12 protein-coding genes and 1 pseudogene are annotated in these 16,317 nt (G+C 53.7%); 12 read left to right on the top strand and 1 reads right to left on the bottom strand.

The genetic code is table 11. From position 1 onward, the window contains the following. The first annotated feature begins 33 nt into the window (after positions 1-33). A complete protein-coding gene (gene htpG, locus INF30_RS03770) occupies positions 34-2,094 on the top strand; it encodes a molecular chaperone HtpG (RefSeq protein WP_226394295.1) in 2,061 nt (686 codons plus the stop codon). Positions 2,095-2,232: 138 nt separating this feature from the next. Beyond that, the gene (locus INF30_RS03765) at positions 2,233-3,366 is read left to right on the top strand and encodes an aldo/keto reductase (protein ID WP_226394294.1); all 1,134 of its coding nucleotides are present in this window, start codon (positions 2,233-2,235) and stop codon (positions 3,364-3,366) included. 56 nt (positions 3,367-3,422) lie between these two features. Here INF30_RS03765 and INF30_RS03760 read toward each other — a convergent pair whose 3' ends face one another. Then, entirely contained in the window at positions 3,423-3,905 is a 483-nt protein-coding gene (locus INF30_RS03760) for a DUF5721 family protein (protein ID WP_226394293.1), read from the bottom strand. Between the two features lie 195 nt (positions 3,906-4,100). On the opposite strand from INF30_RS03760, the gene INF30_RS03755 reads away from it, so the two are divergent. The 10 genes and pseudogenes from INF30_RS03755 to INF30_RS03710 all read left to right on the top strand — a co-directional run bounded on the left by INF30_RS03755 (position 4,101) and on the right by INF30_RS03710 (position 16,249). Next, the gene (locus tag INF30_RS03755) at positions 4,101-4,868 is read left to right on the top strand and encodes a pseudouridine synthase (RefSeq protein ID WP_076776258.1); all 768 of its coding nucleotides are present in this window, start codon (positions 4,101-4,103) and stop codon (positions 4,866-4,868) included. Further along, complete coding sequence (gene ligA, locus INF30_RS03750) at positions 4,849-6,855, top strand: NAD-dependent DNA ligase LigA (protein WP_264176847.1); 2,007 nt, start codon at positions 4,849-4,851, stop codon at positions 6,853-6,855. Before INF30_RS03755 ends, ligA begins: the two co-directional genes overlap by 20 nt. 15 nt (positions 6,856-6,870) lie before the next feature. Further along, complete coding sequence (clpX, locus tag INF30_RS03745) at positions 6,871-8,301, top strand: ATP-dependent Clp protease ATP-binding subunit ClpX (RefSeq protein WP_226394292.1); 1,431 nt, start codon at positions 6,871-6,873, stop codon at positions 8,299-8,301. Positions 8,302-8,402: 101 nt separating this feature from the next. After that, complete coding sequence (locus tag INF30_RS03740; RefSeq protein WP_226394291.1) at positions 8,403-10,109, top strand: S8 family peptidase; 1,707 nt, start codon at positions 8,403-8,405, stop codon at positions 10,107-10,109. A 19-nt stretch (positions 10,110-10,128) separates the two neighbouring features. After that, positions 10,129-10,419, top strand: coding sequence for a hypothetical protein (locus INF30_RS03735; protein WP_076776265.1), 291 nt, complete (start codon positions 10,129-10,131; stop codon positions 10,417-10,419). Then, entirely contained in the window at positions 10,420-10,869 is a 450-nt protein-coding gene (locus INF30_RS03730; RefSeq protein ID WP_226394290.1) for a signal peptidase II, read from the top strand. It abuts the gene before it with no gap. A 24-nt stretch (positions 10,870-10,893) separates the two neighbouring features. Then, positions 10,894-11,805, top strand: a complete 912-nt coding sequence (locus INF30_RS03725; protein ID WP_226394289.1) for a C39 family peptidase — start codon at positions 10,894-10,896, stop codon at positions 11,803-11,805. A gap of 142 nt (positions 11,806-11,947) precedes the next feature. Beyond that, positions 11,948-12,040: pseudogene (locus tag INF30_RS03720) on the top strand (DUF3781 domain-containing protein); the annotation flags it as partial. A 134-nt stretch (positions 12,041-12,174) separates the two neighbouring features. Then, positions 12,175-14,775, top strand: a complete 2,601-nt coding sequence (gene clpB, locus INF30_RS03715; protein WP_226394288.1) for an ATP-dependent chaperone ClpB — start codon at positions 12,175-12,177, stop codon at positions 14,773-14,775. 148 nt (positions 14,776-14,923) lie between these two features. Next, positions 14,924-16,249: a DNA polymerase Y family protein gene (locus tag INF30_RS03710; RefSeq protein ID WP_226394287.1), complete on the top strand. Its 1,326-nt coding sequence runs from the start codon at positions 14,924-14,926 to the stop codon at positions 16,247-16,249. Positions 16,250-16,317: the final 68 nt, after the last annotated feature.

The following is a 16,317-nucleotide window of genomic DNA, read 5'->3' as shown; positions in this document are numbered from 1 at the left end:
ACAAAACAGATTGAGATTTAAGGAGTGATATAAATGGCAGCAAAAAAAGGAAGTCTGTCTATCAGCAGCGAAAATATTTTTCCTATTATCAAGAAATGGGTCTATTCAGACCACGATATCTTTGTCCGTGAGATGATCTCCAACGGATGCGACGCCATCACCAAGCTGAAAAAGCTGGACATGATGGGAGAGTATCAGCTTCCGGATGACTACAAAGCCCGGATCCGTGTGATCGTCAGCCCGGAGGACAAGACACTGAAATTCATCGACAACGGTGTGGGTATGACAGCCGGCGAGGTGGAGGAGTACATCACCCAGATCGCTTTCTCCGGAGCCACAGAGTTCCTGGAGAAATACAAGGACAAGACGACAGAGGATGACATGATCGGTCACTTCGGTCTTGGCTTTTACTCCGCTTTCATGGTGGCGGACGAAGTACACATCGACACACTTTCCTACCAGGAGGGGGCAGCTCCTGTGCACTGGACAAGCGACGGCGGCACAGAGTATGAGATGTCCGACGGAGACCGGCAGGAAGTGGGGACGGAGATCACCCTGTTCTTAAATGAGGAGAGCCTGCAGTTTGCCAACGAGTACAAAGTGCGTGAAGTGTTGGAGAAGTACTGCTCCTTCATGCCGGTGGAGATCTTCCTTGAGAAGGCCAATGCCGAGCAGGAATACGAGACCATCGATGAGGCGGACCTTCGGGACGATGATGTGGTCGTAGAGCACATCCACGAGGATGCAAAGATGGAGGAGAAGGAGAACGAGAACGGGGAGAAGGAGATGGTGGAAGTATCTCCTGCCAGAGACAGGGTGAAGATCAACAAGCGTCCTGTTCCGGTGAACGACACCCAGCCTCTGTGGACAAAGCATCCAAATGAGTGCACAAAGGAAGATTATATAGAGTTTTACCGGAAGGTATTCCTGGACTACAAGGAGCCTCTGTTCTGGATCCACCTGAATATGGATTACCCGTTCAACCTGAAGGGTATCCTGTACTTCCCCAAGATCAACACAGAGTACGACTCCATCGAGGGAACCATCAAGCTGTACAACAACCAGGTGTTCATCGCGGACAACATCAAGGAAGTCATTCCGGAGTTCCTGATGGTGTTAAAGGGAGTCATCGACTGTCCGGACCTGCCGCTGAACGTATCAAGAAGCGCGCTGCAGAACGATGGATTTGTTAACAAGATCGCAGACTACATTTCCAAGAAGGTTGCCGACAAGCTGAGCGGCATGTGCAAGACTGACAAGGAGAACTACGAGAAATACTGGGATGACATCAGCCCGTTCATCAAGTTCGGCTGCCTGAAGGACGAGAAATTCTGCGACAAGATGATGGACTACATCCTCTTCAAGAACCTGGATCACAAATACATGACGCTGAAAGAGTGTGTGGAGGCAAACGGCGGTAAGCTCATCGACCCCAAGGAGGAAAAAGAGGAGCCAAAGGAGGGCGAGGAGAAGAAGGAAGAGCCCAAGACCACCATCTACTATGTATCTGACGAGCAGCAGCAGAGCCAGTACATTAACATGTTTAAAAACCAGGGGCAGGATGCGGTGATCCTGAACCACAACATCGACTCTCCTTTTATCACACAGCTTGAGCAGAGAAATCCGAACCTGCAGTTCCAGCGCATTGACGCGGACATTACGGACAGTGCAAAAGAGGAAGTGAAAGAAGAAGATAAAGAGGCTTTCCAGAAGACAACGGACACTCTTGTGGAGACATTCCGCAAAGTCATGGAAAATGACAAGCTGGACGTGAAAGTGGAGAAACTGAAAGACGACAAGGTGGCTTCCATGATCACCCTGTCCGAGCAGAGCCGCCGTATGCAGGAGATGATGAGAATGTACGGCATGGCAGGCATGGATGCATCCATGTTTGGCAGCGAGATCACACTGACGCTGAACGCCAACCATCCTCTTGTACAGTTTGTGGCAGAGCACGGAGACAATGAGAACACACCTGTCATCTGCAAACAGCTCTACGACATGGCCATGCTGGCACACAAGCCTCTGACACCGGAGGAGATGACAGCCTTTGTACAGAGGAGCAACGAGATCATGCTGCTGCTGACAAAATAAAAAGTATAGAAAATAAGTATGACCGGGTATTTTATTTAAGTATTTGCGGTTCTCGTATCGGGGAATTATAATAAAATATAGTTCCCTGATACTTTTTATACAGGATGACTGAAATGAAGAGAAGGAGAGTGGACAAAGATGATCTACAGAGATTACAAAGATTTAAAGCTGTCTGCCCTGGGCATGGGCTGCATGCGCCTGCCGGTCATTGACGGCGATGACGCGAAGGTAGACGAGGCCGCCACAGCCGATATGGTGCAGTATGCTATGGACCACGGTGTAAACTATTACGATACTGCCTGGGGATACCACAACGGCACCTCCGAGCTGGTGATGGGCCGCGTTCTCTCCAAATACCCAAGGGAGAGCTTTTACCTGGCTGATAAATTCCCGGGCTACGACCTCTCCAACATGGACAAGGTGGGGGAAATCTTTGAGGAGCAGCTGAAGAAGTGCCAAACAGAGTATTTTGATTTCTACCTTTTCCACAATGTGTGCGAGATGAACATAGACGCTTACCTGGATGAGTCCCACGGCATCCACAAATATCTCATGGAGCAGAAGAAAAACGGACGTATCCGCCATCTGGGATTTTCCGCCCACGGAAACTACGACGTGATGAAGCGTTTCCTTGAGAAGTACGGAAAAGACATGGAATTCTGCCAGATCCAGCTCAACTATCTGGACTGGACATTCCAGGACGCAAAGGGCAAGATGGAGCTCCTGAAGGAGTATGACATCCCTGTGTGGGTGATGGAGCCGCTGCGCGGCGGTTCCCTCGCAAAGATAAACGAGGAGGCCGCAAAGAAGCTGGAGGCGCTCCGCCCGGAGGAGAGCATCCCGGCGTGGGCGTTCCGGTTCCTGCAGAGCATGCCTGAGGTGAAGGTGACTCTGTCCGGTATGTCAAACGCACAGCAGCTGATAGAGAATATCGCCACCTTTGAGGAGGATAAGCCGCTGAATAAAGAGGAGATGGATACCCTTCTTGGCATTGCCGACGACATGGTGAAGAAGATCGTCCTTCCGTGTACAGCCTGCCACTACTGCGTGAGCCACTGTCCCCAGGAGCTGGATATCCCGAGGATCCTGGAGCTCTACAACGAGCACTGCTTCACAGGCGGCGGATTTATCGCGCCCATGGTGGTGTCGACGCTCCCGGAGGACAAGAGACCTTCCGCCTGCATCGGCTGCAGGAGCTGCGAGGCAGTCTGTCCCCAGCAGATCAAGATCTCAGAGGCCATGGCTGATTTTACAGAGAGACTGAAAGGCTAAAGACCTACATACATGAAGGTATAGAAAAAGGACTGCGCAGAGGGGCGCAGTCCTTTTTAGAGTTCTGATTCAAAGGGGATCTGAAGTCCTGCAAAGAGGGCCTGTGCCCATTTGTCCCAGGTCTGCTCAAGAGATTTGTCCAGTGTGAACTTTGAAACAGACCCCCCTGTGGTGCAGGTGAGGCGGGAACCGTCGAAGCGGAAATTCAGGAAAAGTCCCTGGATCTCCTGGGGCGTGAAGTCCAGCCTGTGTTCTTCAAGGAAGGCGGGAATGTCGTCGCCGGACAGGGAGAAGATGAACCGGAAGCCAAGAGGGGTGCGCTTCCCTTTTATGAGAGAAAGGCAGTAGGGCCTGATATCCTTCCAGAAGGCGTGGGACTGCTGCGGGGGCTCCTCGAAAAAGTCTTTCTGCATATAGCCGTCCATGGTAAATTTTCCAAAGGTTGTGATCTCTCCCTCGATGAAAAAGAAGTGGTCAAATGCTTCCGAAAGAAGCAGGGAGGACATACATTTTTTCGTGTCCAGCGTTAAGATGATCATAGAAATAATCCTTTCTGAGTGTGAATAGCATTACAACCATTTTAGTATATTTTCTGCCTTTTTACAAACACTGATTTTTGATTTCCGAGTGTTCCACGGGGATGGAAAGCATGGTATAATTACCTAATGACCACATTGTAGTGGTAATATCTGCGCGCAGAGCGCGAGAGAAAAGACAGGAAGGCAGGAGGATACATGGAAGGGATCCGTCTTAATAAATATATAAGCGAGGCAGGCATCTGCTCCCGCAGGGAGGCGGACCGCCTCATTGAGAGCGGACAGGTGCTGGTGGACGGCGTGCGGGCCTCATGCGGCATGAAGGTGCAGCCGGGCCAGAGGGTCCAGGTGGGCAGCCGGATCATTGGCGGAAAGGATGAGAAGGTCGTCCTGGCTGTCTACAAACCTGTGGGTATCATCTGCACAGAGGACAGGCGGACGAAGAACAACATTGTCCGCTTCCTGGATTACCCTGTCCGCGTCACCTACGCGGGAAGACTGGACAAGGACTCGGAGGGACTTCTGCTCATGACCAATGACGGGGATCTGATCAACCAGATCATGCGGGGAAGAAACCTCCATGAAAAAGAGTACAAGGTCACCGTGGATCGGGAGATCACGGAGGATTTTATAAAGAAGATGAGCGCTGGCGTCCATATCGTGGATGAGGAGAAAGGGCTGGACGCCGTGACAAGGCCCTGCACAGTGCGGCGGGAAGGAAAGTATACCTTCCGCATCATCCTCACCCAGGGCCTGAACCGGCAGATCCGGAGAATGTGCCAGGCCTGCGGCTGCAGAGTGCGGACGCTGAAGCGGGTGCGGATCATGAATATTGTGCTGGGCGACCTGAAGCCCGGCGAATACCGGAAAGTGGAGGGGGAGGAGCTGGAGATGCTCCGCTCCCTGGCCGGAGAAACCAGAAAAAAGCAGACAGGAGAAGCAAAATATGAGCGGGACAGAAAATAGAAAAGCGGAGACAACACAGAAAAGGCAGAGGATGCAGGAGCTGGTGGATCTTCTGAACCAGGCCGGCCGGGCTTACTACCAGGAATCCCGGGAGATCATGAGCAACTACGAGTATGATGCCCTCTACGATGAGCTGGTCCAGCTGGAGGAGGAGCTTCATGTCACCTTAGCAGGCAGCCCCACCATCCATGTGGGATACGAGGTGGTCAGTGAACTGCCAAAAGAGAGGCATGAGAGCCCAATGCTCTCCCTTGACAAGACAAAGGATGTGGAAGACCTTCGGGCATTTGCCGGAGAGCATGATGTGGTCATGTCCTGGAAGATGGACGGGCTCACCATCGTCCTCACCTACCAGAACGGGGAGCTGGCGAAGGCTGTTACCCGGGGGAACGGTGAAGTGGGGGAAGTGATCACCGGCAATGCCCGTGTGTTTAAGAATATCCCGCTGCGCATTCCCTACGAAGGGGAGCTGATCCTCCGGGGGGAGGCTGTCATCGGCTACCGGGACTTTGAGCGGATCAACCAGGAGATACCGGATGCGGATGCCCGGTATAAAAATCCCCGGAACCTGTGCAGCGGTTCTGTGCGCCAGCGGAGCAGCGAGATCACGGCAAAGAGGAATGTGCAGTTCTACGCCTTTTCCCTTGTCCGGGCGGAGGGAGTGGATTTCCATAATTCCAGGGCTTTTCAGCTGGACTGGCTGAAGGGCCAGGGCTTTGACGTGGTGGAGCACTATGTGGTGGCGCCGGCAGATATTGAGGCGGAAGTTATTAAATTTTCAGAAAAAATAGCGCAAAACGATTTTCCCTCAGATGGTCTTGTGCTAATATATGATGATATAAGGTACGGGGAATCTCTTGGGAGGACAGCAAAATTCCCCAGGGATTCCTATGCATTCAAGTGGGCGGACGAGACCCGGGAGACCATCCTGCGGCAGATCGAGTGGAGCCCCTCAAGGACCGGCCTTATCAATCCGGTGGCCATCTTCGATCCGGTGGAGCTGGAGGGTACCACAGTGAGCCGTGCCAGCGTGCATAATATCAGCATCATGGAGGAGCTGAAGCTGGGCGTCGGCGATCGGATCGAAGTGTACAAGGCAAATATGATCATTCCCCAGATTGCCAGAAATCTCACTGGCAGCGGCGTGAGGGATATCCCGGAAGCCTGTCCGGTGTGCCAGGGAAGGACGGAGATCCGGCAGGACGGCAGTGCAAAGACGCTCTACTGTACCAACCCGGAGTGTCAGGCGAAGCAGATCAAAGCCTATGCCCTGTTCGTCAGCCGGGATGCCATGAATATGGAAGGACTCTCAGAAGCTACGCTGGAAAAGTTTATTGCCAGAGGGTTTATCCGCACCTATGATGACCTTTTTCACCTGGACCGTTATAAGGAAGAGATCCAGGAGATGGAGGGATTTGGGGAGAAATCTTACCAGAACCTGATGGAGAGCGTGGAGAAGGCCAGAGCGACTACTCTTCCCCGCCTGCTCTACAGCCTGGGCATCCCGGGCATCGGCGTGGCTAATGCCAGGGTGATCTGCCGGGAGACGGGCGTGTCACCGGAGGAGATGCCGGATCTGACAGAGGAAGACTTAAGCGCTGTCTCCGGCGTAGGTGGCGTGATCGCGAAAGCCTATGTGGACTACTTTGGAGATGAGAAGCACCGGAAGGTGTACAGGGAACTTCTGGGGGAAGTGCACGTAGAGCAGGAGGCTTCAGATGAGGGAGAAAGGAACCTGGAGGGGACCACCTTTGTCATCACCGGGAGCGTGGAACATTTTGCAAACCGGAGCGAGCTCAAAAGCCTGATCGAGAGCAGGGGAGGCAAGGTGACAGGCTCTGTCACCTCAAAGACCAGCTATCTGATCAACAATGATGCCGCCTCCACATCGTCCAAGAACAGGAAAGCAAAAGAACTGGGCATACCTATACTGACAGAAGAGCAGTTTCTTCAGATGCTGGAGCAGGGGGATGTCCGGGCATTGTAATAGAAAGGATGTATCATGTCAGAGAACGAGAACAACAGAAATGAAAACGAAATAGAAAAAGTAGAAGACAAAGATGTGCATGTGGAAGATACAAAGAAGGATGACGGCTATGAGAAGTTCTGCTTTATCTGCCACAGGCCCGAGAGTGTGACGGGAAAGCTCATCGACCTCCCCAACAATATTTCCGTGTGTTCGGACTGCATGCAGAAGAGTTTTGACGCCATGACAAGCGGTCAGATCGACTACAGCAAACTGATGAACATACCGGGTGTCCAGATCTTTAACATGTCGGATCTGGAAAACGCGGCTCCCCGCCAGCAGAAAGTCAAGAAGAAAAAAGAGGGGGAGGAGAAGACGCCTCTCATTGATATCAAAAATATTCCGGCTCCCCACAAGATCAAGGCTAGACTGGACGAGTATGTAGTGGGGCAGGAGTATGCCAAGAAAGTGATCTCCGTGGCAGTGTACAACCACTACAAGCGGGTGGCCACAGACACGATGGATGATATAGAGATCGAGAAATCCAACATTCTTATGATCGGGCCCACCGGTTCGGGAAAAACCTACATGGTGAAGACCCTGGCCCGGCTGCTGGATGTGCCTCTGGCCATCACAGACGCCACCTCCCTCACCGAGGCCGGCTACATCGGGGATGACATTGAGAGCGTTGTGTCCAAGCTTCTCGCGGCGGCAGACAACGATGTGGAAAAGGCAGAACAGGGCATCATCTTCATTGATGAGATCGACAAGATCGCCAAGAAGAAGAATACCAACCAGCGGGATGTGAGCGGTGAGTCTGTACAGCAGGGAATGCTCAAGCTTCTGGAGGGCAGTGAAGTGGAAGTGCCGGTAGGGGCCAACAGCAAGAACGCCATGGTACCTCTGACCACGGTCAACACCAGGAACATCCTCTTTATCTGTGGCGGCGCATTCCCGGATCTGGACAACATCATCAAGGAGAGGCTGACCAAACAGTCTTCCATCGGTTTTAACGCGGACCTGAAGGATAAGTATGATCAGGACAAAGACCTTTTGTCCAAGGTATCCACAGAAGACCTGCGAAATTTCGGAATGATACCGGAGTTCCTGGGACGTCTTCCCATTATCTGCACCCTCCGGGGACTGGATGAGGATATGCTTGTCAAGATCCTGAAAGAGCCTAAGAACGCCATCCTCAAGCAGTATCAGAAGCTGCTGGCGCTGGATGAAGTGAAGCTGGACTTTGACGAGGACGCCCTGCGCGCCATCGCCAGAAAGGCCATGAAGAAGGATACGGGGGCCAGGGCGCTGCGCGCCATTATTGAGGACTTTATGCTGGATATCATGTATGAGATCCCCAAAGATGACAGCATCGGTCAGGTCACCATCACGGAGAGCTACATAGAGGGTACCGGCGGGCCGGTCATCACCCTCCGGGGACAGGCTCTCCTGCGGCTGGAGAGCTAGGAAGACAGAAGGAAGGCCGGGAAGGTCCTGGGATTTAAAAACGTCATAGAGTGATTTTCACCTCATATACTGAATACAAAAGTATATGAGGTGTTTTCTATATGGCGGACAGACAGATCTGCCGTCAGCGGATCCTCTCGGAAGAGTACAGGGATTTTATTATACAGTCAGAAGGAAGCAGGATCGTGTTTACACTGCCGGAGGAACAGCTCTGCCGGCAGAAGACCCAGGCCGGGTACGATGTGATCTACGTGGAGCAGGTGCTGGCGGACCCTCTGAATTTCGGTAGTTTTACGTACAGTTCTATCCCGCAGTGCTACACCCTCCTGGATATGGCGGCTATGGGGCAGGCGGGTATCACTCCGGTACAGAACTACCCCACTTTAGAGCTGATGGGAGAGAATGTGATGATCGGATTTGTGGACACAGGTATCGATTATACGCATCCTGTGTTCCGAAACCTGGACGGGAGTACCCGGGTGGAGGCGATCTGGGACCAGACTGTCCAGGACGGAGAGATGCCGGAAGGTTTGTTTTACGGGAGTGAATACACAAGGGAAGCTATCGACAGGGCTCTAAGGGAGGAAGATCCTTTTTCGGTAGTGCCCAGCCGGGATGAGAATGGACACGGCACCTATGTGGCCAGCCTGGCTGCCGGGGGAGCGGACGAGGAGAACCAGTTTCTGGGGGCAGCTCCCGAGGCGGTGATCGGTGTTGTCAAGCTGAAGGAGGCGAAACAGTATCTGCGGGATTTTTACTATATAGCGGAAAATGCGCCCTGCTACCAGGAAAATGACATTATGCTGGGCATACGGTATCTGGCGGAACTGGCAGCAAAGAGGGGGCTTCCTCTGATCCTGTGTATTGCCCTGGGGAGCTCTATGGGTGGGCACAATGGCACCACTCCTCTCGCGGTGATGCTGGAATACTATTCTAACAGTATCAACAAAGGGATCGTAGTTGGGACCGGCAATGAGGCCTCCATGCGTCACCACTTTTATGGCATGCTGGAGAGTGCGGAGGATCAGGAGGAGGTGGAGATCCGGGTTGGGGAAAACGTGCGGGGATTCGTGGCAGAGCTGTGGACAGACATACCCAACATCCTGACTGTGTCCCTGGTCTCCCCCTCCGGGGAGGTGCGGGGCAGGATCCCCATTATCCAGGGAGGCAGCTCCCAGTTCCGGTTTGTCTTTGAGGGTACTCTGGTGACTGTGGACTATCGCCTGCTGGTGGAGAGAAATGACTCCCAGCTCATCTTTTTCCGCTTTGGAGCGCCGGCTCCCGGCATCTGGAAGATCCTGGTGGAGCCGGTGCAGCTTGCGGGAGGCGCCTTTCACATGTGGCTGCCTGTGCAGGAGTTCCTGGACGGGGAGGTCTACTTTCTGCGCTCCAATCCGGACATCACTCTTACCTCCCCGTCGGCAGTGCGTTCGGCTATCACGGCGGCTTTCTACAATGGGCGGGAGAATAGTGTTGATATTCATTCCGGCAGAGGATATACTAGAACTGACAAGATAAAACCGGATCTGGCAGCCCCGGGAGTAGATGTGAAGGGGGCGCTGCCAGGCGGCAGGTTTGCTGTCCGGTCCGGTTCCAGCGCGGCTGCGGCCATCACGGCCGGTGCTGCGGCGCTCCTGATGGAATGGATCCTGTACTACACAGGCAGCAGAGGGGCGGACACCCTTCAGCTCAAGAACCTGCTGATCCTTGGAGCGCGGCAGAGACCGGGGGAAGCGTATCCCAACAGGGAGTGGGGATACGGAACGCTGGATCTGTACAGGACGCTGGACCGCTTAAGACAGATCTGAGGCAAAGGAGAGATGAATTATGGCAGATTTTTTTGATGAATTTGGGAAAAAAGTGGCAGATGTGGCGAGTGATCTGAGCAAAAAGGCGGGAGACACGATGGAAGTCCAGAAGTTGAAAAGTGAGATCCGCTTTTTGAAGAGGGGCAATCAGAGAGATTTCGAGGATATCGGAAAAGCCGTATACGAAAAATTTACCAAAAATGAGATACAGGATATGGACATGATCGCTCTGTGCGAGGCCATCGAGAAGAGAGATGAGCAGATTGAGAAATACGAGGAGCAGATCGTGCGCATAAAAGAGGAACTGTAAATGATATTCTATACCATTGCAGCGGCGGCCGCGGCTCTGGATCTTGGGATCAAGCAATATGTCCTGGACAATGTGGCCGAGGGACAGGACCTGGAGATGGCCGGCGGTCATCTGATCCTGCGGAAAGTGTACAACCGGGGCGCCGCTTTTAATTTGCTGGAAAAATATCCTCAGTTTGTGATGAAGCTCTCAGCTCTGCTGGGAGCTGTCCTTCTTGTGCGGGATGCATTTCTTATGAGAAAAAAGGGACATACAGTGGAAAAAGCGGGGATGATGCTTCTCACCGGAGGAGCGTTCAGCAATCTTTACGACCGCACCATGCGGGGAAAGGTCGTGGACTATTTAGCTTTTAAGAGCAGATGGAAGAGACTTTCCAGACTGACCTTTAATCTGGGGGATATTTGCATTGCCACAGGCGCTCTGCTGGCGGCCTTGTCCATCAGAAAATAACCATAGCAGAAGAGGAAGATAGACGTGATACATATTTGGAAAGACAAAAAGCGAAAATCTGCGGATGGCAGCAGAGGTCTGAAGGAACAGAGAGACAGAAGAAAAGCAAAGAGACTGATACTGGGGACAGCTGTCCTCATCCTGGCAGCCGGCATTGCGGGGGGCTTTGCCATGCACTATGCCGATCAGCAGAGAATCCAGGAGGAAGCCCGGCAGAAGAAGGAAGATTGCCAGAAGGAGCAGGAGGCCAGGGAGCAGCAGCTCACACCGGAGGAGAAGAAAGCCCAGGAGATCGCTGCTGTGAAGGAGCAGGCGAGAGCTGAGGGATGTCCGGAGGAGATCATTGGCCTCATTGACCAGAATGAGGAGACGCTGGATTTTGTGCGGGACTATGCAGAGAATAAAGATAAGCCTATTCCGGAGACGGTGGAGACATCTACAGGGAACGGGGCCATTCCCCACTTTCTCCAGTGGGACGAGCGGTGGGGGTACAGCTCCTACGGCACAAGCACCATTGCCTCCAGCGGCTGCGGTCCTACCTGCATGTCCATGGTCATCGTGGGACTGACCGGCGACACGACAGCCACCCCCTACCGGCTTGCGAAATACAGCGAGGAGAACGGTTTCATAGACGAGGAGAACAATACCTACTGGGCGTTCCTGGACAGTGCGGCCCGCCAGTGGGGTCTGACCTGCCAGGAGGGAATGATGGATGAGGGGATCCTCGCCGCCGAGCTGCAGGCAGGACACCCTGTGATCTGCAGCATGCTGCCGGGGGATTTCACGGACGGGGGACATTTCATCGTGCTCACCGGCTATGAGAACGGCCAGGTGACGGTCAACGACCCCTTCAGCATCAGCAACACGGAGAAGACCTGGAACTACAGCGATATCTCCGGTCAGATCAAGGAGATGTGGACGGTCTCCAGAGGATGATGAAAAAATATTTGAAAGGGAGCGGACAGATGATGTTCCGCTCCCTTTCTGTATGGCCATTCCGTATGAGCGAGAAATAGAATGACAGGGGAATATTCAGGGTGTTATAATAGGCTAAATAGATTGATGATTTGGAAGTTGTCGAGCAGAAAATTGGTATTGTGAAGTTGAAAATATCAAAATCACTATCAATTCATATAGTTATACAATTATCACGGCACATATTGTTAAGTAAATCCTAAGTTGCTGAACAGGAAATTAGCACTCGAGTGTTGACAGTGCTGACAAAAAGTGTTATATTCCTAATAGAACAGGAAAACCAGGTGCCTGAGAGGGCACCTTTTCAGTGAAAGGCAAGGAGGGACCTTTATGAATATAAATAAATTTACACAGAAATCCCTGCAGGCGGTCCAGGACTGCGAAAAGACAGCAATGGAGTATGGCAACCAGGAAATCGAGCAGGAGCATCTTCTCTATGCCCTGCTGACCCAGGACGACAGCCTGATCTTAAAGATGATGGAGAAAATGGGCCTGGATAAAAATCTGGTCGTGGACCGGGTGGAGCAGGCCATAGCAAAGCGGCCCAAGGTGCAGGGCGGCCAGCCCTATGTGGGACAGTACCTGAACAAGGCACTCATAAGCGCCGAGGACGAGATGAAGCAGATGGGAGATGAGTACGTCTCTGTGGAGCATCTCTTCCTGGCACTTCTGAAGCATCCCAGCCGGGAGATAAAGCAGCTCTTCAGTGAGCTGGGCATTTCCAGGGAGGGCTTTTTGCAGGCTCTCTCCACAGTGAGAGGCAACCAGAAGGTGACAAGCGACAATCCGGAGGCCACCTACGATACCCTGAACAAATACGGAACAGACCTGGTGGACCGTGCCAGGGATCAGAAGCTGGACCCTGTCATCGGGCGTGACAGCGAGATCCGCAATGTAGTCCGGATCCTTTCCAGGAAGACAAAGAACAACCCGGTTCTGATTGGTGAGCCCGGCGTCGGCAAGACAGCCGTCGTGGAGGGACTGGCCCAGAGGATCGTGAGCGGCGACGTGCCGGAGACTCTGAAGGACAAGACGATCTTCTCCCTGGACATGGGCGCCCTGGTGGCCGGTGCGAAATACAGAGGAGAATTTGAGGAGCGTCTGAAAGCCGTTCTTGAGGAGGTCAAGAACAGCGACGGTAAAATTATCCTCTTTATCGATGAGCTCCACACCATCGTGGGAGCCGGAAAGACAGACGGCGCCATGGATGCCGGCAATATGCTGAAGCCCATGCTGGCCAGAGGAGAGCTCCATTGCATTGGAGCCACTACGCTGGATGAGTACAGACAGTATATAGAGAAGGACGCGGCTCTTGAGAGACGTTTCCAGCCGGTCATGGTCGATGAGCCCACAGTGGAGGACGCCATTTCCATCCTCCGCGGGCTGAAGGAGAGGTACGAGGTCTTCCACGGCGTGAAGATCACAGATGGCGCCCTTGTGGCGGCAGCCACCCTCTCCCACAGATACATCTCAGACAGGTTCCTGCCGGACAAGGCCATTGACCTGGTGGATGAGGCCTGCGCCATGATCAAGACAGAGCTTGACTCCATGCCGGCAGAGCTGGATGAGCTCCGCAGGAAGGTGATGCAGCTTGAGATCGAGGAGGCAGCCCTTAAAAAAGAGGATGACCGGCTGAGCCAGGACCGCCTGGCGCATCTGCAGCAGGAGCTGGCAGAGCTGCGGGCTGAGTTTGCCACAAGGAAAGCCCAGTGGGACAACGAGAAGGTCAGCGTGGAGAGAGTGCAGAAGCTGAGGGAGCAGATTGAGCAGATACGGGGCGACATCCAGAAGGCACAGCAGTCCTACGATCTGGAGAAGGCGGCGGAGCTGCAGTACGGGAAGCTTCCGGAGCTTCAGAAGATGCTGGAGGCCGAGGAGGCGAAGGTCAAAGACGAGGATCTCTCCCTTGTACATGAGAGCGTGACAGAGGATGAGATCGCTAAGATCGTCTCCAAGTGGACCGGCATTCCGGTGGCAAAGCTGAACGAGAGTGAGAGGAGCAAGACTCTGCACTTGGCCGACGAGCTGCACAAGCGTGTGGTAGGGCAGGACGAGGCTGTGGAGCTGGTGACAGAGGCCATCATCCGGTCCAAGGCCGGGATCAAGGACCCGACAAGACCTATCGGCTCCTTCCTCTTCCTTGGACCCACGGGCGTGGGTAAGACAGAGCTGGCAAAGGCTCTGGCTCAGAGCCTGTTTGACGATGAGAACAATATGGTCCGCATCGATATGAGTGAGTATATGGAGAAATATTCCGTGTCCAGGCTCATCGGAGCTCCTCCGGGATATGTGGGGTATGATGAGGGCGGACAGCTCACAGAGGCGGTCAGGAGAAAGCCCTACTCCGTGGTCCTTTTTGACGAGGTGGAGAAGGCCCACCCGGATGTGTTCAACGTGCTCCTCCAGGTGCTGGATGACGGCCGTATCACAGACTCCCAGGGGCGGACCGTGGACTTCAAGAACACCATTCTCATTATGACATCCAATATCGGTTCAGCCTACCTGCTGGAAGGGATTGACGAGAACGGAAACATCAGCGAGGCAAGCCAGAAGGCGGTGACGGACGACCTGCGGGCTCATTTCCGTCCGGAGTTCCTGAACCGTCTGGACGAGATCATCATGTTCAAGCCTCTGACAAAGGACAACATTTACCACATCATCGACCTGCTGGTGGCGGACGTAAACCGCAGGCTGAGAGAGAAGGAGGTCGGCATTGAGCTGACAGAGGCTGCCAAGGCCCGCATCGTGGAGGGCGGCTACGAGCCCATGTACGGCGCAAGACCGCTGAAGCGGTATCTGCAGAAAAATGTGGAGACAACGGCCGCAAGGCTGATGCTTGAGGGCAATGTGGGCAGCGGCGACACGATCCTCATAGATGACCAGGATGGAAAACTGACGGCCAGGGTAAAAGAGGGACTGACAGCTGTATAGTAGTCCGCAATATCCAGAAATGAAACACACAGGGGAGGCGCTTTACAGAGGCGTCGCCCCTTTTTCAGTGTATTTATTGACATTTGCGGCGGGCTGGATACAATGAAAGAAGAAATCCGCGGATCCGGGGGGGAGAGGAGGAAAGCCTATGTCCCGCATCATATTCCATATCGATGTCAATTCGGCGTACCTGAGCTGGACTGCTGTGGAGCAGTTGAAAAGCGGCGCCACGCTTGATATCAGGACCATTCCCGCCATCATAGGCGGGGACCGGAAATCCAGACACGGCGTAGTGCTGGCCAAATCTATCCCGGCAAAAAAGTACGGGATACACACCGGAGAGCCGGTGGCAAATGCCCTGCGGAAGTGTCCGGATATCCACATGGAGCCGCCGGACCATGCCCTGTATCATGAGTACAGCAGAAGGCTGATGGAGTTCCTGCACACCTATACGCCGGACATTGAGCAGGTCAGCGTGGACGAGTGCTACCTGGATTTCACCGGCATCGCCCACAGGTATCACTCCTATGTGTCCGCGGCCTTTGAGATCAAGGACAGGGTGCGGGAGAAATTCGGATTTACAGTCAATATAGGCATCTCCTCCAATAAGCTGCTGGCCAAGATGGCCTCGGACTTTGAGAAGCCGGACAGGGTCCACACGCTTTTCCCTGAAGAGATCAAGGTGAAGATGTGGCCCCTCCCTGTACGGGAACTGTACATGGCCGGCGGTTCCAGCGTGGAGACGCTGAAAAAGCTGGGCATCCGCACCATCGGAGAATTGGCTCAGGCGGACCCTAAGATACTGGAGCTGCATCTGAAAAGCCACGGACGGATGCTGTGGAATTTTGCCAACGGCATCGACGACTCCCCCGTGGTCACCTGGAAGACAGAGGCGAAGGGCATCGGCAACTCCACCACCTTGCCTGCGGACGTGACAGAGCGGGAGGAGGCGGCCAAGATCCTTCTCGGACTGGCCGAGAGCGTGGGCGGAAGGCTGCGAAAAGCCGGTCAGAAGGCAGGAATGGTCAGTGTGGAGATCAAGTATGCCACCTTTGAGACAAGCTCCCACCAGAAGCAGCTCTTTGCAGAGACGGCAAGCGACACAGGGATCTACCAGGCTGCCATGGAGCTCTTTGATGAGCTGTGGGACGGGCGGCCCATACGTCTTCTTGGCATCCGCACCTCCAAGCTGGTGAGGGAGGACGAGCCCTGGCAGATGAGCATCTTTGACCTGCCTCATGCACAGGCTCCGGCGGGGACAGGGCAGACGGCAAGGAGAACAGCAAAAGCGGGTAAGGGGAGCGTGCCGGGAGAAAAGCCTGCAGAAGCCAGAGAGCAGAAGAGAAGCTCTGCAAATGCCCTGAAGCAGGAGAAACTGTCCCGGGCTCTGGATCAGATCCGCCAAAAGTTCGGGGAGGACGCGGTGGTGAGAGGCAGCTTTCTCAAAAAAGCGGAAGATGACACCAACGATTGACAGACCAGGAACAGACCGATATAATGAATAAGTAAAAGAGCAGCAGCGAATTATAATTCTATAGTTTG

The organism is Claveliimonas monacensis (assembly GCF_014982975.1).
Lineage (GTDB): Bacteria > Bacillota > Clostridia > Lachnospirales > Lachnospiraceae > Claveliimonas > Claveliimonas monacensis.
This window is presented reverse-complemented; position numbering and strand designations above follow the sequence as displayed.

Excerpts from the sequence above, each read along its gene's own strand:
- htpG (WP_226394295.1), top strand. The coding sequence starts at position 34 with ATGGCAGCAAAAAAAGGAAGTCTGTCTATCAGCAGCGAAAATATTTTT.
- INF30_RS03765 (WP_226394294.1), top strand. The coding sequence starts at position 2,233 with ATGATCTACAGAGATTACAAAGATTTAAAGCTGTCTGCCCTGGGCATG.
- INF30_RS03760 (WP_226394293.1), bottom strand. The coding sequence starts at position 3,905 with ATGATCATCTTAACGCTGGACACGAAAAAATGTATGTCCTCCCTGCTT.
- INF30_RS03755 (WP_076776258.1), top strand. The coding sequence starts at position 4,101 with ATGGAAGGGATCCGTCTTAATAAATATATAAGCGAGGCAGGCATCTGC.
- ligA (WP_264176847.1), top strand. The coding sequence starts at position 4,849 with ATGAGCGGGACAGAAAATAGAAAAGCGGAGACAACACAGAAAAGGCAG.
- clpX (WP_226394292.1), top strand. The coding sequence starts at position 6,871 with ATGTCAGAGAACGAGAACAACAGAAATGAAAACGAAATAGAAAAAGTA.
- INF30_RS03740 (WP_226394291.1), top strand. The coding sequence starts at position 8,403 with ATGGCGGACAGACAGATCTGCCGTCAGCGGATCCTCTCGGAAGAGTAC.
- INF30_RS03735 (WP_076776265.1), top strand. The coding sequence starts at position 10,129 with ATGGCAGATTTTTTTGATGAATTTGGGAAAAAAGTGGCAGATGTGGCG.
- INF30_RS03730 (WP_226394290.1), top strand. The coding sequence starts at position 10,420 with ATGATATTCTATACCATTGCAGCGGCGGCCGCGGCTCTGGATCTTGGG.
- clpB (WP_226394288.1), top strand. The coding sequence starts at position 12,175 with ATGAATATAAATAAATTTACACAGAAATCCCTGCAGGCGGTCCAGGAC.
- INF30_RS03710 (WP_226394287.1), top strand. The coding sequence starts at position 14,924 with ATGTCCCGCATCATATTCCATATCGATGTCAATTCGGCGTACCTGAGC.